We start from the raw sequence: 17,309 nt of genomic DNA on the forward strand, positions 1-17,309 counted from the left end.
ATGGTATTGCGCCAGGTACGAAAAGGAACCAACAGTTGATCGTTTTTGTCAAAAACAAGATAGCCGTGCATCATACCGGAAATGCCGATCGCGCCGGTGCATGTGAGCTTCACCTTGTATTGCCGCCAGACATTCTCCGCCAAGTCTTGATAACAGCTTTGCAAGCCCGTCCAGATCTCCTCAAGGCTGTATGTCCAGATGCCGTTTTCCAGTTTGTTTTCCCACGTATGTGACCCGGAGGCAAGCGGAGTATGGTCCTCCCCGCTCAGCACCGCTTTTATTCTCGTGGAGCCAAACTCGATACCCAGGGTCGTACACCCGCTGTCAATCATTGATTTAAGGTCACTGCCCACCCTTGATCCCTCCCCCGACTTTTTTCTCAACAACACAATGGTTGTTCCAGAACGTTATATTCCGGGATTCCTTCCTGTTGCCGCCCCCCGTAAGATTTAACGGTGATAGTAGACCGGCCAGTTGAGATACTTGGTAAAGGCTTCGTTGATGACCTCGGCCACTTCCCCGGGGCAGATCGCCACGTGGTGCTCAAAGCCGTTTTCGCAGATGTAACGCAAAAGCTCTTGCATGCGGGGAACCGCCATTACGCCATATCCGCCAAAGGTCTCCAGTGTTTCATTGAGAATCTCCCCTTCACCGACGTAGGCCCGGATCCGGCCGTTCAGATCGTCCGTTGATACCCGGCAGAACGTGGCCTTGGCCGGTTTCATCCGCCCGGTAATCGTCCCGTAGGTGTTCTCTTTGCCAACCGTCCCGGCGATAATGGCCTGGTAATCCATCTTCCCTTCATTACCGAAGATATCCTGGGGCAGATTACTGCAATGGAAAAGCACACATTTGTTTTGATCCCCGCCGAAATTATTATTCCAATCCAATAAGGCGCTGGGCCGCCCGGAGGCAAGCGTCAGGGCATACATGCCAACCAACCCCGTAATATCCGCCTCACAGGCACTGGGGTTCTTGCGGTTGGAAAGCATGCTCATGATCGCGCAAGGCACAACCCCGAAGTACTCTTCCAGCGCGGTCCAGCATTGAATGGCCGTCCCGTTCCAGTCGTGTTCTTCAATTAAGCGGTTGAGGACCACGGCAAATTTCGCCATCTTGATCAAGGCTTCCGCACTGACCCCGGCCGTGGAAGTATAACCTTTGATCGCCTCGACCTGCTCTATAACCGCCGGTTCATCGTCTTTAAGACGGCCGATTTGGCCAAGAATCTCGGCAAGATCGTAAGGCTCGACGGTAATGCCGTGGTGTTCCAGAAGCTTCTCACTATAGCGCACGGTTGTAAAGTTGACCGGACGAATCCCGATCTGGCCGAAACGAGCTTTGCGCAAACCGTTGACGACGCAGCAGCCGGCGGCAAATTTGAGGATATCCTCTTTAAAACTCTCTTCTTCCGGCGCCACGGTATGCAACCGGGTCAGGCTGTAGGGGATGTTATACTGCCGCAAGTTGTTGCAGACCGACATCTTCCCGCAAAAACTGTCCCGCCGCTTTTCAATGGACATTGCGGTGGTTTCATCGGGGAAGGCGTGAACCAGAACCGGCACCTTCAGCCCGGAGAGACGAATCGTATCCGCCACGCCCCGTTCATCACCGAAGTTCGGCAAAGTCACCAAAATACCGTCGATCTTCTCCGCATTGGCTTTAAACAAGGCCGCACATTTTTTCGCTTCTTCATAAGTCTCAACCGTCCCGTACGGGGTATCCTCCGGGGAAAGACAGACCACCTCAATTCCCAACCCGGCCAAAACCTTAAGGACCCGCCCCCGGCCTTCCTCCGCCAGTTCCGACGGGAAAAAATTACGGTTGCCGACAATCATACCTAAAGTTGTCATCTGTTTATTACCTCCCGCTTCTCATCCTGAAAATTCATGCCATCCTTTTAAACTTATGCCTTATCATCCAGGCTATTCCTTCTTCCTTGCCTTCCCTCAATTCTTCTTATTCCTTCTGGAACTTAGAGGTTGGAACCAGTTTTGTTACAGTCAGCACCGCCGTCCGTTATCCCCTCCTTCTCGCCCGGGAAAATACCTGCTTTCCCCTTGCGCGCGACGCCCGGGCCGCGCTGCGCACGACAACGCAAGCATGACCTGCTTCGTCCACTTTCCGGGCCGGTCATCCACCCGCGAACGTATTGACGCCAATACAGAGTTTCACAAACTTGTACGTACAAGTAGAGCCAAAATACTATCCCTTTGTTCCTATTACTCTTTTATTTCTCGTCGCCCAATTTAATCTTCATCGTCTTCGCGACGCCAAAAGCAGCTTCTTTTGCTGCTAATTTCTGCAAAGTTGTACGGTTGTGCGTACAACTTTAATATAATAATACCACTTTCTTAAACTATTTCCTCCTTTTCAAACCATGATTTTTTCCGCAGGAAGCCCGGAGAATCAACTCGGGCTGGAAAACAAAGCGCGGCTTATATGTTTTATCTTTGATCATATCAAGGATTAAGCGCGCCGCCTGGCGGCCCATGGTTACTTTTGGATGCTTGATGCCGCTTAACTTAACCTCCGAAGCCACCGCCAAGCTGGAATCATCAAAACTGATCAGGGAAAATTCTTCCGGGACTTTAACCCCTTTTTCCCGCAACGCTTCCAGCACAAATAAGGCGACTTGGTCGTTGTAACAGACCATCGCGGTCGGTGGCGGTGTTTCTTTCAATATCTTACGGGCGAATTGGTCGGGATAGGAATAGAGTTCTTCCGTCTCATAAGCGCCAATCAACGCCGGCACCGGCTCGATCCCATGCTCCTGCAAGGCTTTTAGATACCCGGCCCGGCGTTTAACCCCTTGTAAATCATCGGCTTTAAACAGCCCGGCAATTCGCCGGTGTCCAAGCCGGATCAGATGTTGGGTCACCAGATAACCACCCTTTTCGTCATCCTGGATAATATAAGCCGGGTCCAACTCCGGATAGTAGGCGTGCAACATCAAGTAGGGTATCCCCCGGTTTTCCAGTTCCCGGTAGTAGGCAAGATTTTCGTTCTCCCGCGCACTCTGCGTCGGCTCAATAATTAAGCCGGCGATCTTTTGCTGCAATAAATTCTCCAGACAGGTGGCTTCCTTGCTTTTCGCATTCCCGGTCGAGGCCAGGAGAAGCAAACAGCCGGCTGCGCTGAGTACCTCTTCGATCCCCCTGATGACGGCCGGGAAAATATACTCGGAGATATAAGTCGTCACGACCGCCACCGTTTGGCCCTTGGCCGCCGCCGGATAAGCACAGAAGGTCCCCCTTCCCTGCTCCCGGTAGATCAAGCCTTCGTGTTCCAAATCATCTAAAGCTTTCCGGACGGTGTGACGGCTGATCTTGAACTGGTCCGCCAGCATATTTTCGGAGGGCAGTTGATTGCCCGGGGCAATTGCGCCCCGTTTCATCTGCTCCTTCAGATATTCCTTTAAACGGTAATATTTCGGCGTTATACTGTTTTGGTCCACGTTTCTTCACCACTCGTTTCTTCTTCTTAAATTTTAAAAGGTGGCCGGCCCAGGGTTTTTCATTGTCTTCGTTCTCGGCCGTCTTTGCCGTCGCGCCGCCGGCCCGCCATCTCCCCGAACGGCGTCTAGACCTTTTCGGCCCTTTTAGACTTCCAGGCTTTTAAATCCTAACGGCCTTGGGACGCGAAAGCGGTCAGGCGCTGGTATAAATAATTGATGATCGTGCTTCTTTTAACGATTCCGATGAAATTCTGCTGGTCGTCGACCACCGGGATGAAATTCTGGTGCACCGCCAGGGGGATCAACTCCTCAATCTGGGCGTTGATCGAGACGGCTTCGTTCTTTTGGTAACGGGGAATATCTTTAATCCGGATCTTTTCGAGATCCTTAAAACTCAATTCCGGACTCCGTTTTAAGCTCCACAAGAGATCCCCTTCGGTAATGGTCCCCGCATATTTACCCTCTTTATTAACCAACGGCATCGCACTATAACGGTGGTATTCCATCTTTTCCAAAGCCTGCCGCATGGTGGAATCTTCCGCGATCCAGACCACTTCTTCTTTCGGTGTCAGGTAAAAAGCAACATTCAAACTTTCATTCCCCCTTCTGATCAGGCTCTACCATCCTATAACGTCTATCGAGGCAAAACATTTCATTTAATTTTGCCAAAACGTACGCTATAATAGCATCAAGTTGATTAATTTATGCAATACAGGCGGTGATCGGATGCGTAAGCGTTGGCCCCGGATCTTGTCCCTACTCGTTCTCTCCCTCTTCCTGGCGACCGGCTGTGAGTTTGAAGAGGGTATCCTTGAGCGGTTTGCCGGCGAACGGCTCGGCCTCATTTTGGAAACGGAGCCCTACACCTATGAACGGAGCCTCGAAACGAGACTCATCAACCACATCAGTAAACGCTTTGACCTGCAAGTCATCAACCCCAAACTTTTAATGGACGCCAGTACATACTCCGGCAGGATGTTGGAGGATTATTGCCGGGATGAATTGGGTTTGGGTTTTCTCCTCACGATCAAGTTGACGGATATCATCATCAACGAACCCCGGCCCAACCTGGAGATCGAACCGCACCGGGTCGCGGTCGAAGTCTCCTCTACCTGCTCGCTTACGCTCATCTATACCCTCAAGGATTTAGCGATGGACCAGATCCTCTACTTTGGCCAAAGCAACGGTTCTTCAAAGATGACCAACCGGGTGAACGCCGGCGAAGGCGGCATCCAACTGGACCTGGATGAGTTTGACCCCTACAAGTTGGTTGAAGAGGCCATGTTCGCCGCTTTACGTAACTCCGACTTATTATAATCCATTTTCCGCTGTTCCTCAACGGTGAAATCGGCCCGCCGGCTCCCGCTTCTTTCTCCTTTTTTACGGTAATTGCCCGCACCTGTTTTATCTCGCCACGCGAGGGAAAGACTATAGTCGAGCACGAACCACGATGAAAGGAGAAATGAAGTGAGTACTTTCCCAACCCTCTTCAGTCCGGCGAAGATCGGCCGATTGGAGATTAAAAACCGCTTAATTATGCCCGCCATGGGTACGGGCATGGCGAACGCGGACGGGACGGTCTCCGACCAACTCTATCATTACCACCGGGTACGCGCGGCGGGCGGCACCGGCATGATCACGGTGGAGATTGCAGCTGTCCACCCGACCACCGGCGGTATGAGCCCGGCAATCTGGGATGACCGTTTTATCCCCGGCCTCAAACGGCTGGCCGATGTAATCCATGAAGGCGGCGCGAAAGCCTGTATCCAGCTCTGGCACGCCGGCCGGCAGACCAACTCCAGAGTCACCGGCCTCCCGATCATCGGTCCGTCCCCCATCCCCTGCCCTGTCTGCCAGGAAGAGCCGACGGTGATGGACCGGGAGATGATCCAGGACATCGTCGAAAGTTTCGGTGATGCGGCGCGCCGGGCCAAAGAGGCCGGGTTTGACTGCGTGGAACTCCATGGCGCCCACGGGTACCTGCTGGCCCAATTCATGTCCCCCTATTCCAACCACCGTACCGACGAATACGGCGGCAGCATGGAAAACCGGGCCCGCTTTCCGCTGGAGGTCATTGCCAATGTCCGCGCCAAGGTCGGCCCCGATTACCCCGTCATCTACCGTTTGAGCGGCGAGGAACTGGTTAATAACGGTTTGACCATTGAGGACACGAAAAAAATCGCCCCGCTCCTCGTGGAGCACGGTGTGGACGCCATCCACGTTTCGGCCGGCCTTTATGAAAGCTTGCGCTACACCGTGCCGCCGATGGATTTGGACCGGGGTTTCAATGTTTGGGCGGCCGAAGAGGTGAAGAAGGTCGTCCCCGTACCGGTGATCGCGGTCGGCCGGATCAACGATCCCTTCCTGGCCGAGGATATTCTGGCCCAAGGGAAAGCCGATTTCATTGCCATCGGGCGCAGCCTCCTTACCGACCCCGCCTGGCCCAACAAAGTCCGGAATGGACAGTATGAAAGGATGCGCCATTGCATCGCCTGCAACCAGGGGTGTGTCGACCGCATGCTAATCGAAGGCAAGCACGCCACCTGCACTCTGAACCCGGCCTGCGGACGGGAGGAAGCTTTTACCTTTGAACCGGTCACGTCAAAACGGAAAGTGGTCGTGGTCGGCGGGGGCCCGGCCGGCATGGAGGCGGCCCGGATTGTCAAAGACCGCGGTTGTGATGTGGTCCTCTTTGAAGCCAGCGACAAACTTGGCGGCCAGTGGCGTCTCGCCGGCATTCCGCCGAAAAAATGTGAGATCGCCGGCGATGTGGAATGGCTGATTAAACAACTGGAACTGAGCGGGGTCGATGTTCGCCTGAGCACCCCCGCCACCAAGGCCAATGTTGAAGCGGAGAAGCCCGATGCGATCATACTCGCCACCGGTTCGAAGCCGATCAAACCGCCGATCGACGGGGTCGACCAACCGCACGTCCGTTTTGCCCCCGAGGTCCTGGAGAACCCCGCCTCGGTCGGTGAAACGGTGGTCGTGATCGGCGGTGGCACCACCGGGGTGGAAACCGCCGAATTCCTCGCCGAAAAGGGGAAAAAGGTGACCGTCATCGAGGCCTTAGGTGAGATCGCCCGCACCCTCGGGCCGGCCCGGAAACAGTTCCTGAAAGAACGTCTTCAGCAGTATAAGGTGGACGTCCGGGTTAATACCAAAGTAAAAAGGATCACCGCCAAAGGTGTGGAGCTTGACGACCAAAACAACACCCTAATCCCCGCTGACAATGTCGTCATCGCCGTCGGCGTCCAAAGCGTCAATCCTTTGGAAAAAGAGCTGAAAGCGGTGGCTCCGGTTTATGTGATCGGTGACGCGAAAGAACCCCGCGACGCCACGTGCGCTTTTTACGAAGCCAATGAAGTGGCTTTGCGCCTTTTCCGGCAGCCCGACCCGGCGACGCCTTCTCTTCACGGTGTTTCCGGGCGGTAGCCGGTTGGGTAACTGACCGGCCAGCCGGGCCGTATCGTGCCCCGGCCAACCCATTAAAAAAAGAAGGGCTGTCCCTCAGGACAGCCCTTTTGTTCCCACACCTCTTGACTAACAATTAGGCAAAAACACGTGTCACTTTCACTCGTCTTCTTTTTTCCTAACCAGTTAGATGGGCAACTACTATCTCCAAAACGGCGGCCAAAAGAGGCCGGAAGCTCACCCCCCACCAAAGCGGTGGGTCACGTTGTGGATCCACCGTCCCGAACGCAGGCGCCACAAACACAGAAAAGCTTTGGTCAACTCCTCACAAAGACTCAAGCTATAGACAAGATGAACCGACAGCCTTAGCACAAAAGCACCCGCCACGGTCAAAGGCACGCCGATGAACCACATGGTAAACCCTTCGAGGAGGAAGGACCCCCGCGCATCGCCCCCACCCCGCAAAATCCCAACGATCGCAATGATATTAAAGATCCGGATGAAAAAGACGATGGCTACGATATAAATAATGTTCTGGGTCGAATGCCGGACCATGGCCGAGACCTTAAACGCATTGAGCAGATAGGGCGAAAACACCGCCAGCAGTAGACCCAAAATTATCCCCGCGGCCACCGCCATAACGGAAAACCTTTTTCCGTAATCCTTGGCTTGCCTTATTTCCCCGGCTCCGATACTGTTGCCGATCATCACCGCCGCCGCGTTAGCCATCCCGAAGATCACCACCATGAAAAGGTTGGTAATGGTGTTGACGATCTGGATGGTCGCGACGGCCTGGGTCCCCATCCGGCCGTAAACAACCGCATAGACCAGACTGGCCAAGGCCCAACAAATCTCATTAAGAAGCACCGGCAGGATTGTCCGGTAGGCTTTCCGGATAAACCCGAGATCAAAATCCAGCAATTCGCTGAGTGTAGCCGCCAACACCTCCCGGTGCCGGTAAATGACGACCACCAAAACACTGCTCTCCACCACGCGGGCAATCACCGTCGCCACCGCCGCCCCGGCCACCCCCATCGCCGGTGCCCCAAATTTCCCGAAGATCAACATATAATTGAAGAAGACATTACAAACCAGCGCCACCGTGCTGACGGCCATAGGGAGCAGGGTATTACCGATGGACCGCAAGGCAAAGACGTAAACAAAGGCAATTCCGGTAAAAAGGTAACTGCCGAGTACAATCCGTAAATACCGGCTTCCCTCCACAATCACGAGCGGGTCATTATTAAAAATCATGATAATCTGGCGGGGAAAAAGAAGACCGACAACCATAAACACGGCAGAGATCGTAAGGGCCGACCCCAGTCCGACCCCGAGAATCCGCCGGATATTCTTCAGATCCTGCGTCCCCCAAAACTGGGCGATAAAGACCGAACATCCGGCGCTTAAGCCGATCAGAAACATCATAAAAAAGAAAAAATACTGGTTGGCAATCCCCACCGCCGCAATCGCCGTCTCCCCCAACTGGCCGACCATCACCGTATCGACCATGTTTAAAAACGAACCAATAAAATTTTGGATGGCCACCGGAATAGCCAGGGTCAGCATGCGGCGGTAAAATTTCCGGTCGGTGAACACCCCGTTTATGATAACTTTACTTTGATCCAATTTCTTCTCCTCCTGACAAGATTAGGGGCGCGCCCGGGTTTATGCGCCCGGCCTGCTTCAGAAGAATCCGGCCAGACCGGCCCCTAACACAATCACCGCAAAAACCAGCCGGTAGAGGGCAAAGATCCGCATCGGTTTTTTCTTGAGGTAGGCAATAAACCCGTCCACCACGGCCAAAGCAACTAGAAAAGAAATAACAAAACCAACGACCAGGGAAAGGCGTTCCCCCATGGTCAACAGCCCAAGCCCGCCCAATTTGGCGATCTTCAAGGTGCTCATCCCCACCATCACGGGGATCGCCAAGAAAAACGAGAATTCAGTGGCCGCCACCGTAGTCAGCCCGGCGACCCAACCCCCGATGATCGTCGAAGCCGAACGGGACATCCCCGGAATAATCGCCAGGCATTGGAACAAACCGATGGTCCATGCTTGCCGCAGAGAGACATCCCAAATGTCACCCTTCGCCCGGTTATCGCGCAAGCGCTTCTCCGCATAAAGCATTAAAAGGCCGCCGCCAAACAAGGCGATTGCCACCGGGACCGGCGCAAACAAATATTGTTCAGCCAGATCATCGAAGAGAACCCCCAGAATGCCGCCCGGGATGCAGGCCACCAGAATGGTGAACCAGAATTTAAAACCAGAACGGGCAAACCCAACTTGTCGTGGAAAAAAATTAACCAGCGTCGCTCTGATTTTATCCCAATACAAAGCCACTACCGCACAAATGGCCCCCAGTTGGATCACGTAAGTGTACATCTCAACATAGTGCGGACTTTCCCCGCGAAAACCAATCAGATTCTCCGCAATAACCAGATGCCCGGTGGAAGACACCGGCAGAAACTCGGTGATCCCTTCCACAATGCCTAAGAACACCGATTTTAACACCAGGATTAAAGTCGCCATTTTGCAAATTCTCCCCCTTTGTCACCGACCAGGACCAAACAGGCCTTGCCACCGGGCCAACCGGCCTTTAAATTGCTCTAACTTAAAAATTATATACTGTTCTCCGGCGGCCAATCCTACCCGCACCATCATTAAAATTGAATAAACTACCCTTCTCTTTAGGGTCACAAAAAGAGAGCAGCATTTTGGAGCGCTGCTCTCTCTTATAATAAACTGTTTTCTTCTCCCGGGCAAGCAAAAGATTTAAAGAAGCGCAGGCGCCGATGACAGTTGGTGGCCGCTGCCAAAGCGCAGCGTCCGGGAGGCGTTAACCACCGCCAGTAACGTCACACCCACGTCGGCAAAGACCGCCTCCCAGATTGAGGCCACCCCAATAGTGCCCAGGGCGAGAAAGAAAACTTTGACCGCCAACGCCAAATAGATGTTCTGCCAGATAATCCGCCTGGTCCGCCGGGCAATTTCGATGGCCCGGACCAGTTTGGCCGGGGCATCCTCCATCAGAACCACATCGGCGGCTTCGATGGCCGCATCGCTCCCCAGTCCGCCCATGGCCACCCCGATGTCCGCCCGGGTGATGACTGGTGCGTCGTTTACTCCGTCTCCCACAAAGACCAGCTTCTGCTGGTTACGGTTGGGCAGCTCCGCCATGAGCTCCTCAAGAGAAGACACCTTGTCTTCCGGTAACAGTTCGGCCTTAAAACCATCCACCTGCAGTTGGTCGGCCACCCGCGCGGCCACGGTGGTGTCATCCCCGGTAAGCATAAACACCTTTTTGACGCCCAATGCTTTCAGGCCGTCCACCGCCGCTTTGGCATCGTCCTTGAGCTCGTCGGCGATGACAATATAACCGGCGTACTCCCGGTCAATCGCCACATAAACAATGGTCCCCTGGACCTCACAGTCGACGTGGTCGATCTCTTCCCGGTGCATCAGACGGTCATTGCCCGCCAAAACATGCTTCCCGGCAACGACCGCACTGATCCCATGGGCGGGAATCTCCTGATAATCATGGACCTGATCAACCGGGATCGCCCGGCCGTACGCCTCGCGCAGCGACTGGGCGATCGGGTGGTTCGAAAACACCTCCGCCCAAGCCGCCGCGGTCAGCACCTCCTCCGGGGTAAAACCGTTCCGCGCCGTCACTTCCGTCACCCGGAAAACGCCTTTGGTCAGGGTGCCGGTCTTGTCAAAGACCACCGTATGGGCATTGGCCAGCGCATCCAGGTAATTGGCGCCTTTAATCAGAATGCCATGGCGGGAGGCCCCGCCGATCCCGCCAAAATACCCCAGGGGGATCGAAACCACCAGTGCACAAGGGCAGGATATGACCAGCAAAACCAGAGCCCGGTAGAGCCAGGCATTGAAGGTCGCGCCTGGAATGAGTAGCGGGGGTACCACCGCAATGAGCACCGCCGCCGCCACCACCAGGGGCGTGTAGTACCGGGCGAAGACCGTAATAAACTGCTCGGTTGGGGCTTTCCTTTCCCCGGCTTGCTCCACCAGATGCAAAATACGCGCCACCGATGACTCCCGGTAAGGTTTGGTTACTTTCACCGTGAGCAAACCCTCGCCGTTCACCATCCCGGCCAGGATCGGGTCCCCCGTCGCCAGCTTCCGGGGGGTCGATTCGCCGGTCAAGGCGGAGGTGTCAACGAAGGACGTCCCCACCACCACTTCCCCATCCAAGGGTACCCTCTCTCCCGGTTTCACCACGATGGTCTGCCCCACCGCTACTTCGTCCGGCGGGACCCGGCGGGTTGTTCCGTTCTCCTTGAGGTTGGCGTATTCCGGTTGAATATCCAGGAGAGCCTGGATCGAGCGGCGGGAACGGTTCACCGCCATTTCCTGGAAATACTCGCCAACGGCGTAAAAGAGCATCACCCCGGCGGCTTCCGGTAATTGGTGAATGGCAACCGCCCCGGCGGTCGCCAGGGTCATCAGGAAGTTTTCATCAAAAACATTGCCGCGCACCAGGTTCCGCAAGGCGCGCGTAATGACCGGCCAGCCCACGAGGAAATAGGAAGAGAGTAAAACCAAGTATTCCAACCAAGAATAGGACGTATTATGCAACTGTTCGTTGAAGATAAACCCAATCAAAAAAAGTAGACCGGAGATCAACAACTGAAGAGGAACCTTTTTGGCGGTGGCGTCTTCATCATCCTGTTCTTTTTTTAATTTAACCTCCGGTTCAAGCCGGGTGATTACCTCCTGGGCAACCGCAAAGAGCCCTTCCGGCAGGTCGATTTTTTTCGTCGCGAAGTTTACCTTAACGTTTTCCAGTCCGGGAATCTTCTGCAATTCTCGTTCAATCTTTGCCGCACAATTTGCACAGTCCAAACCCTCTAAAGTATAACGCACTTTCTCCCTTCTTTCTTTTTACGCCTTTTCTTCCAGCAAATGCTCTTGTGCTTCCCTGATTAGGTTCATGATGTGGTGATCATCCAGGGAATAGTAAACCATCTTCCCTTCCCGGACGTATTTAACCAGGCGCATCGCGCGCAGCAACCGGAGGTGGTGAGAGATGGCGGGCAGGGTCATCTCCAAGATCTCCGCCAGATCACAAACGCAGAGCGGCCGCTCGGCCAGGAGATAGACGATCTTCGTCCGGGTCTCATCCCCCAAGACCTTAAAAACCTCGGCCAACCCGGCCACTTCCGCCGCTTTCGCCCGGAGGGTGGCAAAATCCAGTGCCGATGGACAAAAATCATCACAAAGGTCTGGATTTTTGTCGACCATTTGATCACCCCAAACGATTAAACAATTGTTTAATTGTTATTTTAAAGTAGCTTTTCTCTGCTGTCAAGATACTCTTACCAAAAGATCCACCCTACTTTGGCAAAACGTCGAAAAACTCCGCCCAGCGCTCGGCAGAATAAGATCAAAACCAGGTTTTTATGTTATACTTAATAGCAGTATCTCTTCAACAACATATTGGCAGAAGAGATAGGCTTTTCCGAAACTGCACATGCGCTTACCTTGCCGGCTTGGGGAACCCTACTAGACAAAGACAACCCAGACTGAAAGAGGAAGGGGAAACGTTTATGCTTCTGGTTGATGACTGGACGGACTTTGAACTGATTGATACCGGAAACGGCGAAAAGCTGGAACGCTGGGGAGAATACATCCTAAGACGCCCCGACCCCCAGGTCATCTGGCCGCCCATCAATAAGGACAAGCGTTGGGACCAGGCCCATGCCCACTACCACCGGAGCAAAAGCGGTGGCGGTTCCTGGGAATATTTTATGCCGCTCCCGGAGAAATGGGAGATCTCCTACGGTGATCTGAAGTTTTACGTCAAACCGATGGGTTTTAAACATACGGGGTTGTTCCCGGAACAGGCGGTCAACTGGCGATGGATCATCAAAAAGATAAAGGGGTGCCCAGGCCCCGTCCGGGTCTTGAATTTATTCGCCTATACCGGCGGCGCCAGCCTCGCCGCCGCCTATGCCGGCGCGGATGAAGTATGCCATGTCGACGCGGCGAAAGGGATGGTAACCTGGGCCAAAGAAAACCTCCAATTATCCGGTTTGGCCGACCGCCGGGTTCGTTTTATCGTCGATGATGTCGTCAAATTTGTGCAAAGGGAGATCCGCCGTGGCCGTCAATACGAAGCCATTATCATGGACCCTCCTTCTTATGGACGGGGGCCCAATGGCGAACTTTGGAAGATCGAAGACGAGTTGTATAACCTGATCGACCTCTGTCTGCAGGTACTCGCCCCGGAACCGCTCTTTTTCCTGATCAACTCCTACACCACCGGTTTGGCACCCACCGTGCTCCGGAACATTCTGACCCTCGCCTTGAAAAAGAGATACGGCGGCACGGTTACCGCCGATGAAGTCGGGCTCCCGATCGCCCGTTCCGGACTGGTCTTACCCTGCGGGGCTACGGGCCGCTGGGAGGCCGACGAATGAGCCGGCCGCGTATCCCCCTGATCTATGAAGACAACCATCTTTTGGTGGTCGAGAAACCGGTGAACCTCCCGACCCAAAAGGATATTTCCGGGGATCCGGATCTCCTCTCCCTCTTAAAGGAAGACCTCAAGGTACGGTACGAGAAACCGGGCCGGGTCTATCTTGGCTTGGTCCACCGTTTGGACCGGCCGGTGGGCGGCGTCATGGTGTTCGCCAAAACCTCCAAGGCCGCCGCCCGCTTGGCGGAACAGATCCGGACCGGCCAGTTTCAAAAAACCTACCTGGCCGTCGTGCATGGCCGATTGGCAAAGGAGGGACACCTGGAGCATTTTCTGGCCAAAGACCGGGCGACCAACACGGTTAAAGTTGTTTCACCGGCGGATCCGGGCGGAAAAAAAGCAATCCTGGACTACGCGGTCCTGGCGGAAAAAGAGGGGTTTAGTTTAATCCGAATCAATCTGCTGACCGGCCGGTCGCACCAGATCCGGGTGCAGTTTGCCACCATTGGGCACCCGCTTTACGGAGACCAAAAATACGGCGCCGCCTTAAACACCACGGGCCAGCAAATCGCCCTCTGGTCCCACCGGATCATTCTCCGGCACCCCACTAAAAAGGAGGAGATGAGCTTCACCTCATCCCCCCCCCGACCGGGCGCCTTGGGATTTATTTAACAAAAAATGGATTGATCCCATCTGATTTAGTGAAGTCAATAACTACCTGAATTTGAAACTCGCAGGAGTTATTAGTAACCAAACTTATAAAAAACTATTAAAGTTCGATCAGCCCACCGGCAATCGCTTCCGCCAGTTTGAGGACTTGCTCTTCAATTTGATTGATTACCGCTTTAAACTCCGCATCGCTTTTTCCGGTCGGATCCGCCAGTCCCCAGTCTTCCCGGTGCTTGGAAGGGAGAGACGGGCAAGAGACATTGCAGCCCATGGTCACAAGCACATCGACCGGGGGTAATGCTTCTATCAACTTCGGATATTGTGTCTTTTCCATATCAATCCCGTACAATTCTTTTACTAACCGCACCGCGTCGGGATTAATCCGGTCCTTTGGTTCAGTACCGGCGGAATAGCTTTCGAAAACATCAGCGGCCAAGTGTTTACCTAGGGCTTCCGCAATCTGGCTCCGACAGGAATTATGGACGCAAACAAAGGCCACCTTCGGCTTTGGTTTAAGCCTAGGCATATTCCCGACGCTCCTTTACATTAATCTGTTTTCTTCTCGAGACCGGCAAAAAACCGCCGTAAATTCTCCGGTAGTTTATACTCCTGTTGGGGAGCGGGATCCTGAGGTTGCCCACCATAGACGGCTTTAAGAATCGCATTAATAATCAGCACTTTCGGCGGCGCGGTATACTCAATACCCTCATAAATCCAGACCCGGCAGTCAACGTCATCACCGCACAGCTCCCCACATTCCCGACAGGAGGTCTCCTTAGCCTCAAGGTCAAGATCGACTCCGTTGATCCGGATCGTCGGCGAGCTGACAAAGCGGTATTTCTCCGCCAGTTCCGGGGAAGTAATTCTAATTTTATTGACGACAACCGCAAAACCCGCCGCCTCCAAAACACCGGATACTTCGGCCAAAGCTTCCTCCAGGTTCTTCTCCGCCCCTTGGCACCGGCTGCAAACACTTAAATCAAGATAGAGAAAATCAATGACTAACTGCTTTTTTTCCTGCTCACCGCCGCAACAGCCTCCGCTGCAAGCGCAGCAACCAGTAAAATCGTTTTTCATCTCGTTCACCTCATTCATGCATTCCCTTCAACCCAGTTTTTCCAGAATCGCCTTAATCTCCTTAGGCTTTAACACTTTCCCGAAAGAAACCACCCATGTCAAAACGGACATCGAATCAGCTCCTTAATCTAATTCACAACAGTTATTTGTGGTTTGAATTTCAGCATTGATCCCGTTTAAAAACCGTTGAAGCGCCTCCAGAGTAGCACGGTTAAGCGAATACTTCATCCAAACCCCGTCCCGCCTACTGTTTACTAGACCACTCTCGCTTAAAATTTTCATATGGTAGGAGAGGGTCGGCTGTGTAATCTCGAACTTTTCCAAAATTTCACAGGCACAAAGTTCCCCGGCGGATAGCATCGCCAAAATCTGAATCCTGGTTTCATCACCCAATGCTTTCATCATTGAAGCATATTCCCGGTAATTGATCGCCAAGGGAATCACCTCCGTTGGTAAAGTAAATATCGATGATTATCTATATCCACTAATATACAGCGGACATAGATAATTGTCAATGTTCTCTTTTCAATTGAACTGCAACGAAAAAGACCGTCCACCTTTGGGACGGTCTTTTTTCGACATGAATTAAACCAAAACTAGAAGCTAAGTTTGGCCTGGACATAAATGGACGGTTTTAACACTTCTATTTTTTCTCCGTTTACCTCCCACGTCCCGTTAAACTCACTGCCTTTTTTACCGCAAGGAACCACGGAACCCAGGATGACCTCCAGATTATCGGCGGCATTATAGTTCAGTTCCGGCAGCAAAATAAAGCTGCCGTCGTTGCAGTTGATGAAACTGCCGAAAATGAAGGTGTGGTAATTGAGAAAGATCTTTTCCAAAGCGACAAGCAAATAATCCTCAGCCTGAAGCGGCTGGCCGCTGGATAATCCGCTCTTTATATATAGAACGTTCGGTCTATTATGTGGCCAAAAAAATTTGGCGTTCCCTCCCAGGCAAGAGCCCGGGCTCCTAAAACAGCTTGGGATAAAAATAATCCATCAGCCCTACACTCAAAGCATCCCAAGCTTCTTCCGGACTGAGCTTGTAGTGTTCACAGAAGCGATCGCGAAAGATAAAAAAGGAAAGCAACGGGAGGACAAACAGGAAAAAGACCTCCACCTTCCGGTGGGGATTGTCGTTTAGCCATTTTTCAAGCTGATGACCGCTAAAATCCCGGTGAATCGCCATACTTTTATCCCAGATTTCGAACAAGGGAACAGACTCGCCCTGGTCCTTCATGGATTCCATGAAGATGATTTTAATGATCCTCCGGTTGCGCTCTGTTCCCATAAATTGCAGCAACCCCATTATTTCCTGGAACTGTTCCCCGGTTTCATGAAATCGTTTATGGGCTTCATTAATCTCCGGTTGTTGAATTTGGGCAAAGGCTTCATCAATTAGGGTCTGGAGAATATCTTCTTTGTTTTTGAAATGATAATAAATGACCGACTTGGTGATCCCGACATTCCTGGCAATCTCGTCGATCCCGGTGGCGCTGTATCCCTTCTCGGCAAAGAGTTTGGCGCTAGCCTCAAGGATCCTTTCTCTGGTGTCCGTCCGCTCCGTCCTTTTGCTTTTCATCAACATAACACCCCATATTATATACCGAACGATCGGTCTAATATTATCATGTTTTCCGCCTCTTGTCAAGCAAAGCAGCTAACAGCTTTGGTCTTCAGGGTTATCGCATAAGAAAGCCGGCCTGGAGGAGAAAATAAAAATACTATTGCGCATGGAGATGGACTGACATGCGGGACAAAGTGGTTTACGGGATGACGGTCGGCCTGTTGGCCGACGTGGTCAAATTGCTCGTGAACTATCTCGGGTATCTCTTCAACTTTACCGATCAGGTGTTTTGGCAGATTGTCGCCTCCCGTTTTTTGGAAAAACACCTTCTACAGCGACCCGTGGCTTACGTGGTCGGCGGAATCGCCGATTTAGCCGTCGCCAGTTTTTTGGGTGTGGCCTTCGTTTACCTTTTGACTTTTACCGGTTGGCGGTTTATCTATCTTAAAGGTTGTGGCTTTGCCATCCTCGTCTGGGTTTTCTTGTTCGGGACCTTACTGAGCCAAAGTATCCATGGCTTCCTTCCGCCCGCGGCGCTTCTCCTGACCGCGGTCGCCCATTTTGTCTTTGGCCTCGGTTTGGCCTTTTTCACCGTCAGACTGCGAAAAATCCGTCTCCATGATTAGCCCTTAAATATCCCGGAAACAAGACAATTTATAAAAAATCCTGCCGCCCGGCAAA

At 52.9% G+C, this 17,309-nt stretch carries 19 protein-coding genes; 6 read left to right on the plus strand and 13 right to left on the minus strand.

All coding sequences use genetic code 11. The annotated features are described in order from the left end of the window. On the minus strand, positions 1–332 hold a 332-nt coding region (locus G5B42_RS10250; protein ID WP_269206211.1), incomplete at its 3' end, for an FGGY family carbohydrate kinase. Positions 333–449: 117 nt separating this feature from the next. Then, on the minus strand, positions 450–1,853 hold the full coding sequence (locus tag G5B42_RS10255) for an L-fucose/L-arabinose isomerase family protein (protein ID WP_181340385.1): 1,404 nt from the start codon (positions 1,851–1,853) through the stop codon (positions 450–452). Between G5B42_RS10255 and G5B42_RS11985 the strand changes: the two genes are divergently transcribed. Next, positions 1,847–2,107, plus strand: coding sequence for a hypothetical protein (locus tag G5B42_RS11985; protein ID WP_231133492.1), 261 nt, complete (start codon positions 1,847–1,849; stop codon positions 2,105–2,107). The two genes, G5B42_RS10255 and G5B42_RS11985, sit on opposite strands and share 7 nt — an antisense overlap. Positions 2,108–2,359: 252 nt before the next feature. Here G5B42_RS11985 and G5B42_RS10260 read toward each other — a convergent pair whose 3' ends face one another. Both G5B42_RS10260 and G5B42_RS10265 read right to left on the minus strand, forming a co-directional pair. Continuing rightward, entirely contained in the window at positions 2,360–3,457 is a 1,098-nt protein-coding gene (locus tag G5B42_RS10260; RefSeq protein WP_331274108.1) for a GntR family transcriptional regulator, read from the minus strand. 167 nt (positions 3,458–3,624) lie between these two features. Further along, positions 3,625–4,047, minus strand: coding sequence for a CBS domain-containing protein (locus G5B42_RS10265; protein ID WP_181340387.1), 423 nt, complete (start codon positions 4,045–4,047; stop codon positions 3,625–3,627). A gap of 136 nt (positions 4,048–4,183) precedes the next feature. Here G5B42_RS10265 and G5B42_RS10270 point away from each other — a divergent pair, with 136 nt between their 5' ends. Together G5B42_RS10270 and G5B42_RS12305 are read left to right on the plus strand one after the other, a co-directional pair. Further along, the gene (locus G5B42_RS10270; protein ID WP_181340388.1) at positions 4,184–4,774 is read left to right on the plus strand and encodes a hypothetical protein; all 591 of its coding nucleotides are present in this window, start codon (positions 4,184–4,186) and stop codon (positions 4,772–4,774) included. A gap of 150 nt (positions 4,775–4,924) precedes the next feature. Beyond that, on the plus strand, positions 4,925–6,892 hold the full coding sequence (locus G5B42_RS12305; RefSeq protein ID WP_181340389.1) for an oxidoreductase: 1,968 nt from the start codon (positions 4,925–4,927) through the stop codon (positions 6,890–6,892). A 216-nt stretch (positions 6,893–7,108) separates the two neighbouring features. Here the strand turns inward: G5B42_RS12305 and G5B42_RS10280 are convergent, their stop codons facing one another. The 4 genes from G5B42_RS10280 to G5B42_RS10295 all read right to left on the minus strand — a co-directional run bounded on the left by G5B42_RS10280 (position 7,109) and on the right by G5B42_RS10295 (position 12,136). Then, the gene (locus G5B42_RS10280; protein WP_231133493.1) at positions 7,109–8,497 is read right to left on the minus strand and encodes an MATE family efflux transporter; all 1,389 of its coding nucleotides are present in this window, start codon (positions 8,495–8,497) and stop codon (positions 7,109–7,111) included. A gap of 57 nt (positions 8,498–8,554) precedes the next feature. Beyond that, positions 8,555–9,400, minus strand: coding sequence for an undecaprenyl-diphosphate phosphatase (locus tag G5B42_RS10285; RefSeq protein ID WP_181340390.1), 846 nt, complete (start codon positions 9,398–9,400; stop codon positions 8,555–8,557). A 243-nt stretch (positions 9,401–9,643) separates the two neighbouring features. Continuing rightward, the gene (locus G5B42_RS10290) at positions 9,644–11,758 is read right to left on the minus strand and encodes a heavy metal translocating P-type ATPase (RefSeq protein WP_181340391.1); all 2,115 of its coding nucleotides are present in this window, start codon (positions 11,756–11,758) and stop codon (positions 9,644–9,646) included. A gap of 18 nt (positions 11,759–11,776) precedes the next feature. Then, a complete protein-coding gene (locus tag G5B42_RS10295) occupies positions 11,777–12,136 on the minus strand; it encodes an ArsR/SmtB family transcription factor (RefSeq protein WP_181340392.1) in 360 nt (119 codons plus the stop codon). A gap of 305 nt (positions 12,137–12,441) precedes the next feature. Between G5B42_RS10295 and G5B42_RS10300 the strand changes: the two genes are divergently transcribed. Both G5B42_RS10300 and G5B42_RS10305 read left to right on the plus strand, forming a co-directional pair. Next, positions 12,442–13,314 (plus strand): class I SAM-dependent methyltransferase, encoded by an 873-nt coding sequence (locus G5B42_RS10300; protein ID WP_181340393.1) that lies wholly within the window; start codon positions 12,442–12,444, stop codon positions 13,312–13,314. Further along, positions 13,311–13,985 (plus strand): RluA family pseudouridine synthase, encoded by a 675-nt coding sequence (locus G5B42_RS10305; protein WP_181340394.1) that lies wholly within the window; start codon positions 13,311–13,313, stop codon positions 13,983–13,985. Before G5B42_RS10300 ends, G5B42_RS10305 begins: the two co-directional genes overlap by 4 nt. Positions 13,986–14,082: 97 nt before the next feature. Here G5B42_RS10305 and G5B42_RS10310 read toward each other — a convergent pair whose 3' ends face one another. From G5B42_RS10310 to G5B42_RS10330, 5 genes are all read right to left on the minus strand, one after another. Beyond that, entirely contained in the window at positions 14,083–14,508 is a 426-nt protein-coding gene (locus G5B42_RS10310; protein ID WP_181340395.1) for an arsenate reductase ArsC, read from the minus strand. Between the two features lie 20 nt (positions 14,509–14,528). Then, the gene (locus tag G5B42_RS10315; protein WP_181340396.1) at positions 14,529–15,059 is read right to left on the minus strand and encodes a DUF2703 domain-containing protein; all 531 of its coding nucleotides are present in this window, start codon (positions 15,057–15,059) and stop codon (positions 14,529–14,531) included. 123 nt (positions 15,060–15,182) lie between these two features. Further along, positions 15,183–15,494, minus strand: coding sequence for an ArsR/SmtB family transcription factor (locus G5B42_RS10320; protein ID WP_181340397.1), 312 nt, complete (start codon positions 15,492–15,494; stop codon positions 15,183–15,185). Positions 15,495–15,655: 161 nt separating this feature from the next. Further along, the gene (locus tag G5B42_RS10325) at positions 15,656–15,901 is read right to left on the minus strand and encodes a hypothetical protein (protein ID WP_231133494.1); all 246 of its coding nucleotides are present in this window, start codon (positions 15,899–15,901) and stop codon (positions 15,656–15,658) included. Between the two features lie 130 nt (positions 15,902–16,031). Next, a complete protein-coding gene (locus G5B42_RS10330; RefSeq protein ID WP_181340399.1) occupies positions 16,032–16,643 on the minus strand; it encodes a TetR/AcrR family transcriptional regulator in 612 nt (203 codons plus the stop codon). Between the two features lie 167 nt (positions 16,644–16,810). On the opposite strand from G5B42_RS10330, the gene G5B42_RS10335 reads away from it, so the two are divergent. After that, positions 16,811–17,254, plus strand: coding sequence for a hypothetical protein (locus tag G5B42_RS10335; protein ID WP_181340400.1), 444 nt, complete (start codon positions 16,811–16,813; stop codon positions 17,252–17,254). The last annotated feature ends 55 nt before the right edge of the window (positions 17,255–17,309 follow it).

It is taken from the genome of Capillibacterium thermochitinicola (genome assembly GCF_013664685.1).
GTDB lineage: Bacteria > Bacillota > UBA4882 > UBA10575 > UBA10575 > Capillibacterium > Capillibacterium thermochitinicola.